The 18,299-nt window shown below is 48.7% G+C and carries 9 protein-coding genes; 3 read left to right on the top strand and 6 right to left on the bottom strand.

The window, feature by feature from the left end; all coding sequences use genetic code 11:
* Positions 1-22: 22 nt before the first annotated feature.
* The 5 genes from WFI24_RS03540 to nirB all read right to left on the bottom strand — a co-directional run bounded on the left by WFI24_RS03540 (position 23) and on the right by nirB (position 13,448).
* Complete coding sequence (locus WFI24_RS03540) at positions 23-2,722, bottom strand: beta-glucosidase H (RefSeq protein WP_336758830.1); 2,700 nt, start codon at positions 2,720-2,722, stop codon at positions 23-25.
* A gap of 649 nt (positions 2,723-3,371) precedes the next feature.
* Positions 3,372-8,342: a DUF4132 domain-containing protein gene (locus WFI24_RS03535; RefSeq protein WP_336758828.1), complete on the bottom strand. Its 4,971-nt coding sequence runs from the start codon at positions 8,340-8,342 to the stop codon at positions 3,372-3,374.
* A gap of 24 nt (positions 8,343-8,366) precedes the next feature.
* A complete protein-coding gene (locus tag WFI24_RS03530; RefSeq protein ID WP_336758827.1) occupies positions 8,367-8,786 on the bottom strand; it encodes a hypothetical protein in 420 nt (139 codons plus the stop codon).
* 331 nt (positions 8,787-9,117) lie between these two features.
* On the bottom strand, positions 9,118-11,250 hold the full coding sequence (gene nasC, locus WFI24_RS03525; protein WP_336758826.1) for an assimilatory nitrate reductase catalytic subunit NasC: 2,133 nt from the start codon (positions 11,248-11,250) through the stop codon (positions 9,118-9,120).
* 20 nt (positions 11,251-11,270) lie between these two features.
* Positions 11,271-13,448, bottom strand: a complete 2,178-nt coding sequence (nirB, locus tag WFI24_RS03520) for a nitrite reductase large subunit NirB (protein ID WP_336758825.1) — start codon at positions 13,446-13,448, stop codon at positions 11,271-11,273.
* A gap of 427 nt (positions 13,449-13,875) precedes the next feature.
* Between nirB and WFI24_RS03515 the strand changes: the two genes are divergently transcribed.
* Positions 13,876-15,105: a nitrate/nitrite transporter gene (locus WFI24_RS03515; RefSeq protein ID WP_145321515.1), complete on the top strand. Its 1,230-nt coding sequence runs from the start codon at positions 13,876-13,878 to the stop codon at positions 15,103-15,105.
* 120 nt (positions 15,106-15,225) lie between these two features.
* Here the strand turns inward: WFI24_RS03515 and fabF are convergent, their stop codons facing one another.
* Positions 15,226-16,464 carry a beta-ketoacyl-ACP synthase II gene (gene fabF / locus WFI24_RS03510; protein WP_336759621.1) on the bottom strand — a complete coding sequence of 413 codons (1,239 nt, stop codon included), beginning with the start codon at positions 16,462-16,464 and terminating at the stop codon, positions 15,226-15,228.
* 143 nt (positions 16,465-16,607) lie between these two features.
* Between fabF and WFI24_RS03505 the strand changes: the two genes are divergently transcribed.
* Positions 16,608-17,471, top strand: a complete 864-nt coding sequence (locus WFI24_RS03505) for a helix-turn-helix transcriptional regulator (RefSeq protein WP_336758824.1) — start codon at positions 16,608-16,610, stop codon at positions 17,469-17,471.
* A gap of 151 nt (positions 17,472-17,622) precedes the next feature.
* Positions 17,623-18,297 (top strand): response regulator transcription factor, encoded by a 675-nt coding sequence (locus tag WFI24_RS03500; protein WP_336758822.1) that lies wholly within the window; start codon positions 17,623-17,625, stop codon positions 18,295-18,297.
* Positions 18,298-18,299 lie beyond the last annotated feature (2 nt).

The following is an 18,299-nucleotide window of genomic DNA, read 5'->3' as shown; positions in this document are numbered from 1 at the left end:
ACAAACTGCATTTTCGCACAGATTATTTACCAGACTTGCTTCCGATATTCACACTACCTGTCAGACGAACATCATCGGATGCGCTGCCGACATACACTTGAACTTTACCCTTAGGCATTACCCATTCATGTGATGCTTCATCCCAATAGGACAGCGCGCTGCGATCCAATTGAATTTTGACCCGTTGCTGCTTGCCTGCTTTGAGATCAACTTTCGCCCAGCCAGCAAGTTGCTTCTCTGGCGTTTCAACTTTGGTTGGCAGATTGCCGACATAGACCTGTACAACTTCCGCACCGGAAACTTTACCGGTATTACGCAGGTTAAGGGATACTTCTACGGTTTCCTTATCGCCTTTACCAGTGTTCTTCACATGCAGATTACGATAATTAAAATCGGTATACGACAGCCCGTGTCCAAAGGCGAACGCCGGTGTCATGCCTTCTTTGTCATATCCTTTGTACCCTACAAAGATACCCTCGGAGTAGTTACCCACCCCATTCACACCCGGGAATTGTTCCGCAGTGGATACCGGGGTCTGGGAATCATCTGATGGGAACGTCACCGGCAACTTACCGGATGGATTCACATCACCGAACAGCACACGTGCCACTGCATTACCTTGTTCCTGACCTGCATACCAAGCCTGAACGATGGATGGTACTTCTTTTTGCCAAGAATCCATTTCAACAGCACGACCACTCATTTGTACCACGATCGTTTTTGGATTGGCTGCCGCTACCTCGCGAATCAACTGCTCCTGGTTATTTGGCAGTTCCAGATCGGAACGGTCTACATAACCTTCACTGTCATACGTACGTGTCACGACAACCGCGACATCTGATTTTTTGGCCAGATCGACTGCTTTTTGCATTTTGGCATCCACAGCATCTTCAGGAGCTTCCCAGCCGAAACGAACTTGGGCTCCCATGTCATTACTGGATTGTACCGGGAAATCTGTACGATATTCAATCCGAATGTTGTGAGACTCGCCTTCTTTAAGTGTAATTTCTTTCTTTGTAGTGCTCAGTGTCGTACCTTGATTGTCTACCAGCAGCTGGTCATCCACGTATAGTTTTGCAGAACCCAGACTGGTCAGAGACAGTTTGTAATCACCTGTTTTCGGTGCCTTAATGGAACCTGTCCAACGAGCAGACATCTTGGCATTGAACTCCGTTGGTGTCACCGGAAGCTTGGAAGATTGTGCGTTAAAACCTTCATAGTTGTAGAATCCAAGATTCATATTAACCTGATTATCTGTACGAACCAGAGAAGGATTGCCTTCCATATCTTTGTTTGTCCAGTATTCGGCACGCAATCCGTTTTTCGCATTGTCCGAACCACTTTCGTTAGCACCCGCTGGAGACAAGAGCGTGGATGGTACCGCGGACGGTCCGTTAAACGCATCTCCTGCCGAGATCGGATCGGTTCCGGCTGTATATTGCACATCTACATCGTTTCCTGCACGGTTACGAATCCCTTCAAGCGGGCTCACCGTATATGTCGGATTAACGAGACTGCTACCACCACCGGCTGCGGATGCGGTATCCGCATCGGGTCCGATCACTGCAATGGACTTCAGATTTTTGCTCGACAGTGGCAGCATGTTGTCGTTATTTTGCAAGAGAACCATGCTCTCTTCTGCAAACTCACGTGCTTTAGCCCCATCTGCCTTCGCATTGATTTGTGTATTCGTTACAGGGTTGTCGAACAGCCCTTTATCGAACATTTGAAGCAAAATGCGTCTAACCTTCTCATCAATGGTTTGCTCGCTCACTTCGCCATTATTCACGGCTTCCAGTAGCTTACTTCCCCATTTGCCGAAAGGCTCTCCAGGTGTCTCCAGATCCAGACCCGCATTAGCAGATTTGGCCGTGCTGAAGTTTGCGCCGTAGTCACTCATGACGAACCCTTCGAAGCCAAACTGATTCTTAAGGACATCTGTCAGCATCTCCTTGTTCTCACAAGCATATGTACCGTTCACCTGGTTAAATGAACACATAGCCGAACCAAGATCGGCTTTTTCGACCATGGCCTGGAACGGACGCGCATAGACTTCCTGAATCGCACGTTCACTCGCTGTAGCATTGGTCGTGAAACGTTCCGTCTCCTGGTTGTTCAGGATATAGTGTTTCGCTGTAGCGATAACCGGATTACTTTGAATCCCGTTCACATAGGCTGCACCCATGCCCGAAGCCAATAGCGGATCTTCCCCGAGGGATTCGAAGTTACGGGAACCCCATGGCGTACGTGCAATATCCAGTCCAGGACCCAGAACGACATTATGTGTTGTATCATGTGCTTCCTGACCGATCAAATCGCCATATTTCTTGGCAAGATTGGTATCCCAGGAAGCAGCAAGCGCGATGGGGGCAGGCAATGCCGTGGACTTTTTGTCCTGCACATCCGGGTTAGCCACACGTACCCCTGCAGGTCCATCTGCCATCTGTAATGCCGGAATGCCGAGGCGCTCCAATCCATCATTATAGAAACCATAATAGTTATTTACTTTACCAGTTACGAATCCAACTTTCTCCTCCAGCGTCATCTCCTTGAGCAACAGCTCGGTGCGTTCTTCCGCAGATAGAGATGTGTTCATCCATGGCCGATCGGCCCCGGATTCCGCCTCCGCGGCGAAGGCGTGTAGCGGCATAGCCGCAACCGCCACGATGATTAATAGCATAAACCATCGTTTGAGGAAAATCAGATTGAGTCTTCTGTTCATGTTGTAAGCTCTCCTTCTCTCTTGATCATTTTTCTCGCATACATCCTGAATACATGTATACAAGGGAATGCATACTGGTTTTGATCCAGCCTTTCAAGCATTCAGGTCGTCCTGCACATGGCTTTGGAAACTGCAGCCTGCAAGCAAGTCAGCAGATTTCGCTTCCTAACGATAGCCGACCCGTTCATGAATTACATCCACTTAAATTTGGTAAAAGCTCGAGTGGAACGAGCCTAGTTCTTTGGAATCACGTCTCGTCGGATTCAGATAACAGAACAAGAAAACGAATTATTTACATTTCCGTAACTACTTGAGAACAAATTATTTACTTTTAAAAACAGTCAGTTCGACCCACTCCCGATCAACCAGTTAATGCAATTAATTATCAGATTAAGGAATATCTTAAGATGCTTTGGGTCCTAAGACTATTTGAAACCGGAACCAATCCGGCCCATTGAAATATCCAAAAATATAAAAGCAACTGAAGTCCCTTTTAACAGGTTCCTCCGTTGCCTTTATGTTTGGATTTCTCCATATTATTCACTTTTCACCCCTGATTCTTGTTCTACACTCATTATATTGAGATTCCGAGTTACATTGAAAATCAGAGTAACAAATAAAAAACCGCCCCAAGAGGGGCGATTCACTTCTAGTTCTGTATCTGTGCCAGAATCTGCGGGTCCTTAATCTTCTTATCTTCGGCGAGCAACATCACCTTGGACAGAATCTCAGCCGTTCTCGGATCTTCATCGAGGAATGGCAGGAAGATTCGACCCCGATGCTGACTGTGTACCGGTATGATATGAAGTGCACCTGTGGCTTGTTTGAGCACATTGCCACTACCCAGATGAACAGCATACTCACCCAATTCACCATCAATCCGTGCGTAATTCCCGTCCAGACGTACATTGTCGATCTTCAGCAGACGCAACGACTCGGTCACAATAACGTGACGCATCTCGATTGTTGTCAGGCTGGCTTCCGGATCTACGCCACCCACATGTGCAATGCTGACCACCAGATCGATATCACGCATGACTTCCGAGAAGAACGTCAGCGGCACTTCTTGCAGCTCTACCGGTTTGTAGCTCTTACGATCGTAGAACTGTACCGTTTCTAGCGTTGGTACCTCGGTATCTGCCGGTGAGAACCAATCCGCCATGGCATAGAGATTCGCGATCAGATTGTGCTCGTAGCTAACCTTCTGTAGACCTTCTTCATAACTGACCGTCCATTGGCGTCCTTTAAGCAGAGCCACTGCTTTTTTCGGTTGAATCTGATAACCGGCATAGCGGCGGGACACCGTGCCATTAGCCAATTCGTCCTCATTAGGAAGATATAGCTCACGGAATACCTGCTTGAACGGCTGACGCTCCTGACGGGTGAACAGATCCCGTTGGAATTCACTCCAGCTTCCGCTCTGATACAGATGAAGTGGATGAGCAATCAACAGTTGATCCTGTTCCGCTAGTGCATGGACCGTACCCTCCGGTCCTGGTGCAACCAAACCATTGGATGATACATCGAATCGTCCCGTCTTGTCACCTGACTGGAATACAAGCGTTCTTACCAGTGGATGTATAACCGGATTTTGCATCAGACTGGCAATTTCCTCACGTGTAAAGGATGTTCCAGCAGTCATCGAACGTTCCAGCTCCTGCCTTGCCCGTCGATACTGATCCACCAGATCCGACTTGAGCTCTTTCAGTTCAGCGATATATCCATCTTTTTTGAACCGGGCAGGTACAGACTTGAGTGTCTTCCCTTTACTGATAATAACAAGATCCGGCTGGCCTTCCTCATCGAGGACCAATTGTGCTGTTGTGTCAGCATCCAATGCATGAGGTTCAAAGAAGGATTTCATCTCATCCAACTTGCGAGCTTCCATGTCCCACATCAGCCGCGTAACATCGGCATAGCCTGCATTACGGGCAAGGTTGCCCAGTGCATTCTGGGATGCCACCCCTTCACTGGCGCGGCGTTGAGCACCGAATTGCTTGCTCTGCATCAGGAACTTCTGAATGAAATCGTATCTCTCACGCAGATCCTGTTCCCGATTCACTGCGAATGGAATCAGGCTATAGGTTAATAAATGATCCTTGTTTCGCTTATCTGACACGGACTCTCGCATGTCGTCCAGACGAAGCTTGCCAAGTGCAGCATCTGCAAACAATTGGGATCTGCGGTGATTAGCTCCCCCGGAAATGTACTTGGCGCAATCATATAACAGATTGAACCGTTCCTCCCCGACAGCAGCATAGGCTTCTTCAAACCAAGCGATATCAAACGCACCTTCATTGAAATCCTGTGGCGAGATTGGAGAATAGTGGGCCACGATGGTTTCTTTCTCCGCAGTGAAGCGTTCGTTGATATGAGCATGGAAGTACCAGGCTGCACTGCGTAGACCTTCCCATCCCAGATGCTTCGCAACAATCTCCATCCACTGTGGTGCGTACATGGCTGCTTCCAGCAATTTTTTCTCATTCACCGGATACTTCTGGAGCAACTCCCCAAGCCGCTTCTCGTCCTCTCCATCCCGTGGATGACAATTCTGAATCAGATAGCTGAACGTCTCTTTACGTGTTGTATTGTCTCCATAGCTATAGATATATCCACGGACAAATGTATCCTGATCCATCGCAGAGACCAGATGTACCCAGTGTTCCATGCCTTCAATTCGATTCAGTTTCATGGCAAGTGTACTTACTTCTGTGGATAGTTCACCCCGAGTAAGCTCGATCTCCAGAATCCGGTTAACGACTGTATCTCGTAAGTGAATCAGCTTCGGATCACTTGCGATCCCTTCTGTACGAGTGGATGTTATGTCTCTAATAAACAACAGACGATTCGCCCCGACCAGCAGCTGGCGATATATCTCCTGTTCATCAATCATGTTCAACTGGTACGCACGCAAAAAATCTTCAATTGACAGTAAAGACAGCGGCTGACTACTCTCTACAAGACTGGTGAACTGGCAAGCCGTCTGGAAGAACCGTTTGAAGCTGTTATCGTCATGGATTTTGCCCCGAACCACATAATTCCAAGGTCCAGTCAGAATATGAAGCATGCCTGACTCCTTCTCGAGTTGATCAGCAGGCATACTCGCGATGATAGAAGCCCAGGTTCTCTCAGCTATCTCAAACGTGTCCATTGGATCACTATCCAGGAATGCTGCCGATACCAGCGCCACTACCTGATCCTTATACGGTAAAGAATCCAGCAACTGCTGCAGCTTTTCGATATCATCCAGAGGATAGGTCTGTTCGGCAAATGACTTGCGCCAGCCTTCCAGTAACGGAATCTTTTGCAGTTCTTCATAGTCGTACTGTTCACGGAAATAACTGTAATGATCGCTCAATTTACCATTGAATACCCGGAGCTGTATACCCATATACAACTGCATTAACTCCACACTGCTCAAACCGCCCTGTTGAATATAGTTCTCCCATACATCATGTAGCGGGAACTGTTCCAACTGCTTCATTTCACTCCGCTCTGCATACGGAACCCTTGAACGTAGATACGCTCCAACTAGCAACGTGTCTTTGTAGCCAGCGTAGTACTCCACTTCATACTCATAATCTCTGTGTTCATGCACTAATTCACTGAGTCCCTCCAGGAATGGTTTGGTCTTATCCAGGGAGAGCGTAAAGATATCCTTCGGAGTATGGCCTTTGAGGTCACGCTTCTCATCCAGCAATGGCTCACGTCGCTTCGGATCGAATAAACCAAATCCGTTAGAGACTGTGTAACGATTCCCCTGATCTGTCAGCTTATCCAACAGTTTCTGTTCCTTCGCAGTGGGTGTCTCAATCAGTTGCGCCAATGGCTGCAATGCCTCCTGCTGATCTATCCGTTCTGGATCTGCCGCAATCTCGGTCAGCAATTCGAGCGCGCCCAGACGCTGCAGTTCACTCTTGGCCTGCAAAAGTCGCTTCAGTGAGACTGTCAATTGGTCCACGGGTTGCAGTAATAATACATGGATGACCTTCTGACGAAGTGAGCCCGTCTTGAGTTTCATCAACGCCTCCATCTGTTTCATCTCTTCAACCGTCAACGTGAGTAGCTTCGCCTTGGCGAGTGCACTCTCCCGATTACTGATGCTTTTATCAGACAAACTCTCAAACACAAACTGTCTTTGCACTTCATTCTCAGGGTGCTGAACAAACTGGGACAGCAGTTCTCCGCGCAGTTCCGGGCTTAATCGGTCCTTGATTGCAATGACTTCGCCGATCCATTCCGGGTCCATATCATAGGCGGTCAGATATAACATTTTCTTGACTACATCATCCGTATCAATCCGGTAGTGAACATACTCAAGTACACCCGATGGCCCGCCTGACCCGCCTTTTGGAATGGCAGCCAGCATCTGTTTGAACCGATCAAAGTCCTGACGCCGCAAGGCCTTATCTTCAAGAGCAGGCAATGACCGCACGTAGACGCTACGCTGATTTTCTCCATTCTCGAAACTCCAGTTGTACATATACATGGCATCATAATTGGTCACAATCCAGTGCATCAACTCGGTATCCTGCGCTTCCAGATAACAACGTGCAATATCCAATCGAAGCTCTCTGTTCTGGCTGTTAGCCAGTACGTATTGAGCAACAATCTTCTGATATAATTGACCTTGATCCATAATCTCGATTATCTTGCTCTTCAATTCATTCTCTTCAATGACCGCTGTCGCCCACAGACTGATAAAGAGCTTGTTGGCATTCGCTTCCTGCTGCCAGGCCTCGCGTACTTCTGGTTGCTCAAGCGCCTCATAGGCCTGTTCTATCAGCTGCGCGGCAACACGCTGGTTGGCTGCTTCTATACCGATCCCCGTCCATACGGCGAGCGCTCTTACCACTGAACTGAAACGAATCAGGTTGTTGTCGATGATAATTTTTAATATGTAAATATAGGCTTCCAGTGTTCCTTCATCCATCCGCTCCACAATGCTTTGGCGCAGCCCTTCCTGCAACCTTGCTGCAACGAGCAGCTCACCTACCATCTGATATGCCTCTGCCTGATCACTCATAAATATACCTTTGATCATTTCATGAGTTAACAATGCAGTCTGATTGTCACCATAGATAATATCGTGCAGTGCCTGCTTCATATCCCCGCCCGGACGGTCCAGTTCATATGCAATGCAATCCGGCAGTACCGAACGGATCTCATGCAGATAATCCAGCTTGTACTCACGAAGTGATACATATTCACTCAGGGAGAAATTCTGCATCTCCATTCGGAACAATCCCATCAGTTTGCGGATGACCTGTGCAACATGCTGTTCGGGATCGGATGTGCGAAAGGGTCTGCGTTCATAGTTGTTACTGTATGGAAAACGAGTTGCACGCTCTGCGATATAACGGAATCGTTCAACCAATGACTCGCTCGCCAGATGTTGGAGTACATCCAATAGTGGCTGGAATAATGGTTCTTGCGTTTCCGCGGCCAGCCTTCCAAGCAACCCTTCTGTATTCAAAAACATCTTCTCGTCTCCACGCAAATACGTAGACCCGGCGATCTCTGCAACATAACCTGCCAACTCAAGCTGTACCCCTGTTAACGACTTGGCTCTTTCCTGCAATCCATCCATATACACCTGTACTTGCTCTTCCTTATTCATCCTGTTCTCCTCCTTGATCGCTCTCTACCACAGACGTCCGGCAAGCATTGTAAAACGGATAAATACCACGTTATCGCCATCTTTTACAACAAGTGACTCGTCCAGCTTCTGCAATTCTTCATCGTTGAGAAACACTTTGTACAATCCATCCTCATAGGCAGTTATCGCTGTCTCCATCGCAACCACCAGATCAGGAACGCCCTCGTTGTAAACTGTACCAAATCCCACTTTCCCTGCCGCTCCCTGTGCCTCAATCTCATCCGACATCAAGTAGGCAAGCCATTCTGCTTGTTGCTTCTTGTCCTGAAAAGCTTTCACTTGCAGAGCCACCATATTCTCTATGAGCTGCCTTAGCGTATGAGTTGTTTCCGGAAGTTCGGCAGCTTGTTTGGCAAGTACCGGCTTGCGCTTACCCAGACTTTTTACTGTTATCCATACGTTCATTGTCTTGCCCCCTCTGTCTTGCCCTATTTGAAGAAGCTTCCATAAGCCCCGATATCTATACCACGATGCGGAATAACCTAAACTCTAAATGACGGTATGTCTCAAAATAAAACAGAAAATACGTACATATGTACCCCTAACGAACATCATAACTAAAATTCAATCCATATTCATGAGCCAATGCTCATGTTTACGTGGAGCCACGGAACTATGGACTACTTGCGTACATATACGCAAAAAAAGCTGCACAGTCTCATATAAATATGGACTGCGCAGCCGCTAAGCTAATATTAGAACAGTTTAGGGCGCCGGTAACCTGTAATTTTATGAATCATCTCGCCAGACGCAACGGTCGAATGGTTACGGCCGCTGTCTTGAACCCAGGCATCCGGCAGAACGGGTCCAGTTCCGGTCGGGTTGCCCGATTCACATTCTGAACGCCGCCCCAATGCATCGGCACGAACAAGGTATCCTCCCGTATGGAATCCTTGATTCGCGAACGAACCGTGAAGCTTCCGTACACCGATTGAATCTCTACCCACTCCCCATCGTGAATGCGATGACGGGCAGCGGTAGCCGGATGAAGCTCAACGAAGTTCTCCAATTCACGGGCTGCGAGTGCCGGGCTACGATGTGTCTGCACCCCAGTAAGATAATGGGGAAGCACTCGGCCATTGGTCAGAATCAAGGGGAATTCCGGAGATACACCATCCCATCCCGGGCTGGATTCAAATGTGAATGCCGCTCTGCCGTCCGGGTGGGCGAATCGTTCACTAAACAGCAGTCCTTCTCCCTGCTCCTCCGGGGCAGAACACGGCCAGTATACACCTTTCTCGTTACGCAAACGCTCATAGGTAATGCCATAGTAATCTGCCACTCCGCCACGACTCGCTACACGAAGCTCATTAAAGATATCCTCAGCAGTGTCATATTGAAAGTAAGCGGCTTTGCCCACTTTTGCAGCAATTCGGCATAATATATCCCAATCATCGAGCGTTTCGCCTGGCGCAGGTCGCCCCTGTTCACGGAGTAGAACACGCCCCTCCAGATTGGTTAGTGTACCTTCATTCTCCATATAAGATGTAACCGGCAGAACCAGATCAGCCATGCGCGCTGTCTCCGACAGAAACATATCTGCCACGATCAGAAAGTCCAGCTTGCGCAGACCTTCTTCCACCAAACGCACATTGGGATTGGATACAACCGGGTTGGAGCCCATTACGAGTAACGCCCGAATCTCCTGATCATGGACCTTCTCCATCATCTCGTAGGCCGACACCCCTTTGCCTGGCAGACTTTCAGGGTCCACACCCCAGACGGATGCCACATAGGCACGATCGGTTTCATTTTCAATGGATCGATAGCCTGGCAGCTGATCCGCCTTCTGCCCATGCTCCCGTCCGCCTTGCCCGTTCCCCTGACCTGTGATGGCGCCATATCCGCAGCCTTCTCTGCCTATTTTGCCGGTTGCCAGTACCAGGTTCAGAAAGTGCCTCACAGCCATATGCCCATCCGTCTGCTGCTCCACACCACGTGCTGTCATGATCATGCCTGTCTCTGCCTCACCATAGGCCATCGCTGCCTGACGAATCAGCGCCAGATCAACCCCGCACGCTTGTGCCGCCAGTTCGAGTTGCAGATCAGCCAACCCTTGTATCAATTGCTCGTAACCGTGCGTTCGTTCGCCTATAAAATGAGGGTCCACCAATCCGGCATCCATAATCACTCTCAACATGGTATCCGCCAGCAGAGCATCCATGCCGGGCTTCACCTGCAAGTGAAGGTCCGCAATAGCTGCGGTTGCCGTCTTGCGTGGATCAATAACAATAATGAAGGCTCCGTTCTCCTTCGCCTGATTAAAGTACGGCAGAAGGGTAGGTTGGCATTCTGCAATATTAGTACCTGCGAGTACAATGCAGCCTGCCTTGGGAATATCAGACAGTCGGAACGTCAATCCGCGGTCCATTCCAAATACTTTACTTCCGGCAGAAGCCGCAGCGGACATGCAGAACCGTCCATTATAGTCGATATATTTCGTCCCCAACGCAACCCTCGTGAACTTGCCCAGCAGGTAGGCCGTCTCATTTGTCAACGATCCGCCTCCGTACACCCCGACCGTATCTGCTCCATAAGAGTCTTTCAGGTCCTGAAACCGCTCTGCGATGGTCTGGATGGCCTCTTCCCAGGAACAGGGTTCAAGCTCGCCATCGCGACGAATCAGCGGATGCATTAATCGTTGACCACTGAGTGCATGCTGATGAGCATTCATCCCCTTGACACACAGCCTGCCCTGAGAGGCTTCATTCGGAACACCCTGAACCGTATACTCACCACGACGCTGCCCTGCAACAGGTGCAGCCAGTTCTTCAACAGTCATCTTGCATTGCACACTGCAATACGGACACTGGGTCTCCTTTACATAGAGCTTGGAGGCTGTTGGTTCTGAACTTACGGATAATCCCATCTTCCATCCCCGCCTTTCATCTATATATCAGCTTGAAGTGTAGCTGCAAGTTCCTTCTGCAACTGATCATCCAGCAGCGTTTCCCGAATCGACATGAATCCCAATCGCTCCGTCCATGCCCATAACGGCTCATCATACCAAGCCGTTTGGCGATACCACTGAAGGCAGGCTGTTGCAAGCATAGCCGCTTGCCACTCCGTTTCAGCTACTCCGAGCAAGCCACCTTCCTTGACCGGATGCTCTGCATGACCGCCTGCATAGATCTCCCACCCAGCTGGTGAAGCCAGCAAGCCGATATCCTGCACCAGTGCGCTCACCAAGGATCCCGGTCCTGGTGCGATGCCTATATTCACGGATGACGGCATCGCTGCACCGACCCAACGCATACGAAGTTGTGCAGCCAAGCTCCCTGCATCCCTTGCATAGAATGACAAGGGGATATGATCATCCCAGCGCACCTGAACCTCTGAGTGAGCTTCGATCTCATCATCCCTTGAAAGTTCAGCCTGATTTCCATTCCTTTCAATTATCCGATATTCCTTATTCATGATCTCGATGTCATTAATCGATCGATTGGATACCTGTAAGTAATAGTGGATCACAGGACGACATACCACGCAGCCAAGCTCCGAACCCCAACCCAGCTTCTCCAAGATCAAAGATATGTCTGGTAGCCCTATCATAACAACGATGTCATCCAGCATTTCCTTTAGCTCTGCATGCCCAAGCTCCGTACAACTGCAGACCGGCAATGAAGCAGGTTTATCCGGTGTAGCCACTGCGCCACCGCCGCTTTTTTTCAGGTTATGCGTATGTTTCAACAGAGCAGCCACCATCGGGCGACAGCCACCGCATGAACCAGTAGCCTTCGTCTGTTCCTTCACCTGATCTGTAGTCTCAAGATCCTGTTCCTGAATAGCCTTCATAATGGCAGCCTTGGTCACATTGTTGCAGGCACATACGGTCTCCTGAGCGGGTAATGCCGCCGCAGCCACTTCAGCCGGGTCCGGGGCCCCTTCACGCGGAGCTAATTCCGCTACATCAGCACCCCGTTGCACCAGTCCAAGCAATGCCGTTCCTTCAGCTGTATCTCCAAATAAAATGGCGCCGCGTACTTTGCCAGCCTGCATCAGTACTTTTTTGTATGTGCCCCGAATGCCATCCAGATGTTGAATTGCAGTCTGCATGCCTTCTCCGCTAATTTCACCCGCCGAGAAAACATCAACTCCTGATACCTTCAGTTGTGAGTAAGGAATTGAACCCTTGTATTCAGTCGTTTCCTTTCCACAAAGCGTACGTGCGAGCACCTTCCCCTGTTCGTATAAGGGGGCCACCAGACCATAACTGATTCCCCGATGTTCAGCACATTCTCCAACAGCGTAGATATCCGGTACACTAGTGCGCATATAATCATCCACCAGGATTGCCCGATTCGTAGCGATTCCGCTTCGTCTGGCCAGGTCCACATTCGGCCGAATCCCAACAGCGACAATGACAACCTGAGCTTCAAGCTTGGAACCATCTGTGAATAGCAGCCCTTGGGCCTGTGATCGCCCGGTAATTTTCTGCGTATTTTTGGCCAAAAGAAAGGACATGCCCTGCCCTTCGAGTTCCTGTTGAAGCATCGCGGCAGCCTTCTGATCCAACTGCCGATTCATAATGTAAGGGGCGTTATGGACCACCACAGCTTCCATGCCCAGATGCAGCAACCCACGCGCAGCCTCCAGTCCAAGCAATCCACCACCAATAACGGCGGCCTTGCGATATGCTTTGGAATAATCAGACATGCGCGAACAATCATCAATCGTTCGGAAGGACATGACCCGCTCTTTATCAATTCCCGGAATCGGTGGGATAAACGGTGAAGACCCTGTCGCCAGAATCAGGACATCATAGGCTTCTTTTATTCCGGATTCCGTCTCTATATATTTTCCACGGGTATCAATGCGGTGCACCGTCTCACCTGTACATAGCCGTATTTGATGCTCGGCATACCAGGTCCAATCATTGATAATGATATCCTGTAACGAATGCTCACCCTGCAATACTTTGGATAGCATGATCCGATTGTAGTTGGGACGGGGTTCATTACCGTAAATTACAATCTCATACGTATCAGGCTCCAGTGCGATAATCTCTTCGACACACTTCACTCCAGCCATGCCATTCCCGATAATCACCAGTTTGCTTCTGCTCATGGGCTGCCCCCTATCTCTCTCACTCCTGAAAATAAACAGAAAAATCCCTTCTCCATGATTCGGAAAAGGGCACCGTTGCCTCCGGAATCCACACGCCATTGTGTGGATTCATATTAGATTCAGATTAAGGGAATCTCAATCGTATGTCAACATAATTAACACGAAAAACCCGAACCACGCTTTAAAAATGAATTATTTAAAATTCCGTGTAATTTTTGTTGACATCCCTATTTTCTCTTGATTATAATTTGAATCAAAATCACAGTGCTGTGATCAACTCAGATGCGGGAACACAATGACGTGTACCGCCTGTCGGCAACGGGGCCGCAAATCGTTCATATCTGGACGAATTGCGGCCTTTTTCTGCCTCAACACGCACATAGACAAATCACGAAGATCTCAATTGGATGAGGAGCGATGATGGATGATGGAGAGCAAAAGTTTTTGGAAAAGCGGGCATAAGCCCACCCTCTTCGGGGCGTTTATGTATTTTGACATCAGTTTTATGATATGGGGGATGCTTGGTCCACTCGCAGTTGTCATTGCATTGGACTATCCGATGACTCCGCTGGAAAAGGCCAATCTGGTGGCGTTGCCTATCCTTGGTGGCTCCATCCTGCGGCTTGTGCTTGGCTTCATGTCTGATTATATTGGTCCGAAACTGACCGCACAGATCGGGATGCTCGTCACGCTGGTTCCTTTATTACTCGGCTGGTTATGGGTTGACTCCTTAAGCCAACTATACGTGGTAGCACTCTTGCTTGGTGTTGCAGGTGCCTCCTTTGCCGCTGCGCTACCTCTGGCGGGTCAATGGTATGGCAAGGAGCATCAGGGTCTGGCCATGGGTATTGCCGGGGCGGGTAACAGTGGAACTGTACTCGCGACGTTGTTTGCCAATCGCTTGGCTACGCATTTTGGCAGTTGGGAAGTCGTGTTCGGACTTGCTATTATACCGATCGCTCTCGTATTTATTCTCTTTTCTATCTTTGCCAAGAATAGCCCTAACCGGCCTGAACCCAAGAAATTGTCCCAATACGGAAGTCTGCTTAAACAAAAAGATGCCTGGGTATTCTGTGCCTTCTATTGTGTAACCTTTGGCGGCTTCGTTGGATTATGTAACTATCTCACCATCTTCTTCAATACCCAGTACGGGCTCTCTCCTGTTCGTGCCGCTGACATTACCACGTTTTGTGTGATCGCAGGCAGTTTCTTCCGGCCTGTCGGGGGTTATCTAGCGGACAAAATTGGCGGAACACGTATGCTGACTTTTCTTTACACAGGAGCCTGTATCATGCTAATCGGTGTATCCTTCATGCCACCGCTGCCTGTTGTAGTCATCATGTTGTTCCTCGGCATGATGTGTCTGGGAGCTGGAAATGGTTCCGTGTTCCAACTCGTTCCCCAACGCTTTGGCAACGAGATCGGTCTGATGACAGGCATTGTAGGTGCCGCTGGCGGATTGGGCGGGTATGCACTGCCGCTGATTCTCGGTCAACTGTATAGCAGCTATCAATCCTATACACCAGGCTTTGTTATTCTTAGCCTGATTGCAGCAGCTTCCCTAATCCTTGTTCTCTTCATGCAATCCCGCTGGCGTGTGAGCTGGTTGAGTCGAGGCAACAAAGGCATGGCGGAATCGACGTCCCTCTCTTCATAAGGCTTACAACAACTCAGCTGTTAACCAAGGTACAGTGTTTACGGTGATCCATAAGTAACCAAAGGAACAGCGTTGCCCCATCAGGCAGCGCTGTTCCTTTGGTTACGGCGGTCTTTCTGCTTAAGATGAATACTTTTGAAGAACAATAACGGCATTATGGCCCCCGAATCCAAAGGAATTAGACATCCCAATCCGCAGCTCTGCATTTCTTGCCTCGTTAGGTACGTAATCCAGATCACATTCGGGGTCCCTCTGCTCTTGATTGATAGTTGGAGGAATGATACCATGCCGCAGGGTTTGAATAAGCGAGATGGCTTCCGCACCTCCTGCTGCACCAAGCATATGTCCCGTCATGGATTTATTCGCCGTAACCGGTATGTCATAGGCAGCTGTCCCGAAAAGTTGTTTGATCGCTCTCGTCTCGGACAGGTCACCCGCCTCTGTGCTGGTGGCATGAGCATTAATCACATCAATGTCTTCAGGTCCAATCTGAGCCTCTCTCAGTGATGCCTTCATCGCCAGATATGCACCCCGGCCTTCCGGATGGGTGGCTACCATATGATACGCATCTGAACTGGCACCATATCCAATCACTTCAGCAAGAATATTCGCCCCTCTTGCCAGTGCATGAGATAGTGACTCAACGACTAGAATTCCAGCGCCCTCCGCCATGACAAAACCATCTCTCCCCGCATCAAATGGACGACTTGCTGCTTGGAACGCTTCATTTCGTGTAGACAACGCTGTCGCATTACCGAAGCTTGCCAGTGACACCTCTGTTACAGCAGCTTCTGTTCCCCCAGCAATAATAACATCGGCTCCGCCATGACGAATTAACCGGAATGCCTCTCCTATGGCTGTATTGCCAATGGAACAAGCCGTTACGGGCGACAATGTCGGTCCCCAGCAACCAAACCTCATACTGACCATAGCCGCCGCCATATTGGATATCATCATGGGTACCAGTGTTGGGCTGACTCGCGCAGGTCCCCGATCGGACAGGACCTTGCCTTGTTCCATCAATGTCTGGATGCCGCCTATGCCTGAACCAATATATACACCTACCCGTTCACGGTCCAGTTCATCCATCACAAGACCCGATTGTGATACAGCTTGATCCGCAGCAGCAACAGCAAATTGAACGAATCGATCCATGCGCCTTGCTTCCTTGCGTCCAAAACGCTCTTCACCATCAAAATCACGGACCACGCCAGCAATTCTGGTTTTGTACGAAGCTGTATCAAAATGTTCTATAGGTGATATCCCTGATCTGCCCTCAATCAATCCGTTCCAGAATGTATCTACATCATTTCCCAAAGGAGAGATAACTCCCATTCCTGTAATCACGACTCGTTCCATGTCCATTCCATCCTCCTTCAGTGCTGTTGTCTACCTTACGCTTACGCTCTGCTACTAATAGTGCACTTTCGAATATCCTATTACAAGTTGTCAATTATAATAGTATAATGACTACCATGATAACGAGGATCGAAGGTGATGGATTGAACTACGATGTCAGGTTACAAGCCCTGTCCACTTTTCTGAAAACACAGCGTTCCAAAATTTCTCCGGAATCGGTCGGTTTACCCACAGGAAGTCGGCGCAGAACGCCTGGTCTGAGGAGAGAAGAGGTCTCCCAATTGGCAGGGGTGAGCACAACATGGTATACCTGGCTTGAGCAAGGTCGGGATATTCAGGTATCCCATTCCGTATTGGATAACATTGCTTCAGCACTAAGGCTTACTGCGGATGAACGAAAATATCTGTTTTCGCTCGCCATGGAGCATCATTCGGAGCTGCCTACGCCAGAAGAAGAACCTGTTCAACTTCACCCTTCCTTGCAGAAAATTTTGCAGGAACTTCAATATTGCCCTACAGTGATTTCGGATCGACGTTGTTACATCGTTGGCTGGAATGACGCAGCCCGACATGTTTTTATGGATTTTGAACAGATTCCCCCCGAACAGCGGAATATGATCAGTCTATTATTTGATCGAAAAGAATTTCGCAGGCTCGCGGTGAACTGGGAGGATTTTGTTAGCGGATTTCTGGCGATTTTCCGTGCCTATTATGGTCAGTATGTCGATGATGAATGGTATAATTTATTTCTGGATGACATGATGAACAAACATCCCGATTTCCATACCCTTTGGAAACAAAGCAGTGTCAGCAGTGCTCCGGATGTCTTAATCGAATTCAGACATTCCAAAGCAGGCAAAATGTTGTTTGATCTGACTTCGTTGCAGGTTCAAGGCAGCTCCGATCTGCGTTGCAGTGTCTACACGCCGGCACCAGAGACCGCTACCGAGCGTAAACTGATGCGCCTGATCGAGCGTGAAGCAGATTCACCTCTTGGCAAGCATTGACTCAGAATCTCTCAGGTCTTGCCCAATCATGTTAGAATCCTGACATCCTTATGTTGCATATTTTAAATATCAGGGTATACATGATCAAGTATATTAAGCTAACCCATGGATCCTAGACCTTCTACACGAAGTGGATTCAGAAAGGAATATCATGACCAAAGTGCTTATCATTGAAGACGATAACATGTTAGGAGATACATTATCCCTGTATTTGCAAGGTGAGGGGTATGATGTTATCCGTGTCGCTAACGCAAGAGATGGTCTTCTACAACTTCAAGCGCGGCCTGATATCCTGCTTCTTGACCTGTTGCTCCCTGATTCGGAAGGCAAGAATCCCTGTTCTCTCATGCGTCAGCATACGGCAATCCCCATCATCGTCATCTCTTCGTTAACCGAAGTCTCGGAGCGAATTCGATCATTAATAGATGGAGCTGATGATTATGTATGCAAGCCTTTCAGCATGCAGGAAGTGAAAGCACGTATTGAGGCTGTATTACGTCGTTACTCCATATTGAACAGCTCCATTGTCACTGTACAGGATTCCGGAATTTCTCTCGATTTGGCTCGGAGATCCATCCTGTTGAATAACCAGCGAGTGGAGATGACATTCTCCGAATTTGAGATCATGAAGCTATTTGTCCTCAATCCCGGCAAGGTCTACAGTCGTTATGCCTTGATTGAAGCCATTCGTGGTATTGATGCTTATATTAATGATCGCACCATCGATGTGCACATTACCAAGCTTCGTAAAAAAATTGAAGAAAACCCGAAAAACCCCCAATATATTCAAACCATCTGGGGGGTCGGATATAAGTTCACACCTTAACA

The organism is Paenibacillus sp. USHLN196, from assembly GCF_037144955.1.
GTDB lineage: Bacteria > Bacillota > Bacilli > Paenibacillales > Paenibacillaceae > Paenibacillus > Paenibacillus xylanexedens_C.
Note: the sequence above shows the minus strand (reverse complement) of the source record. Positions and strands in the feature narration are given on the sequence as shown.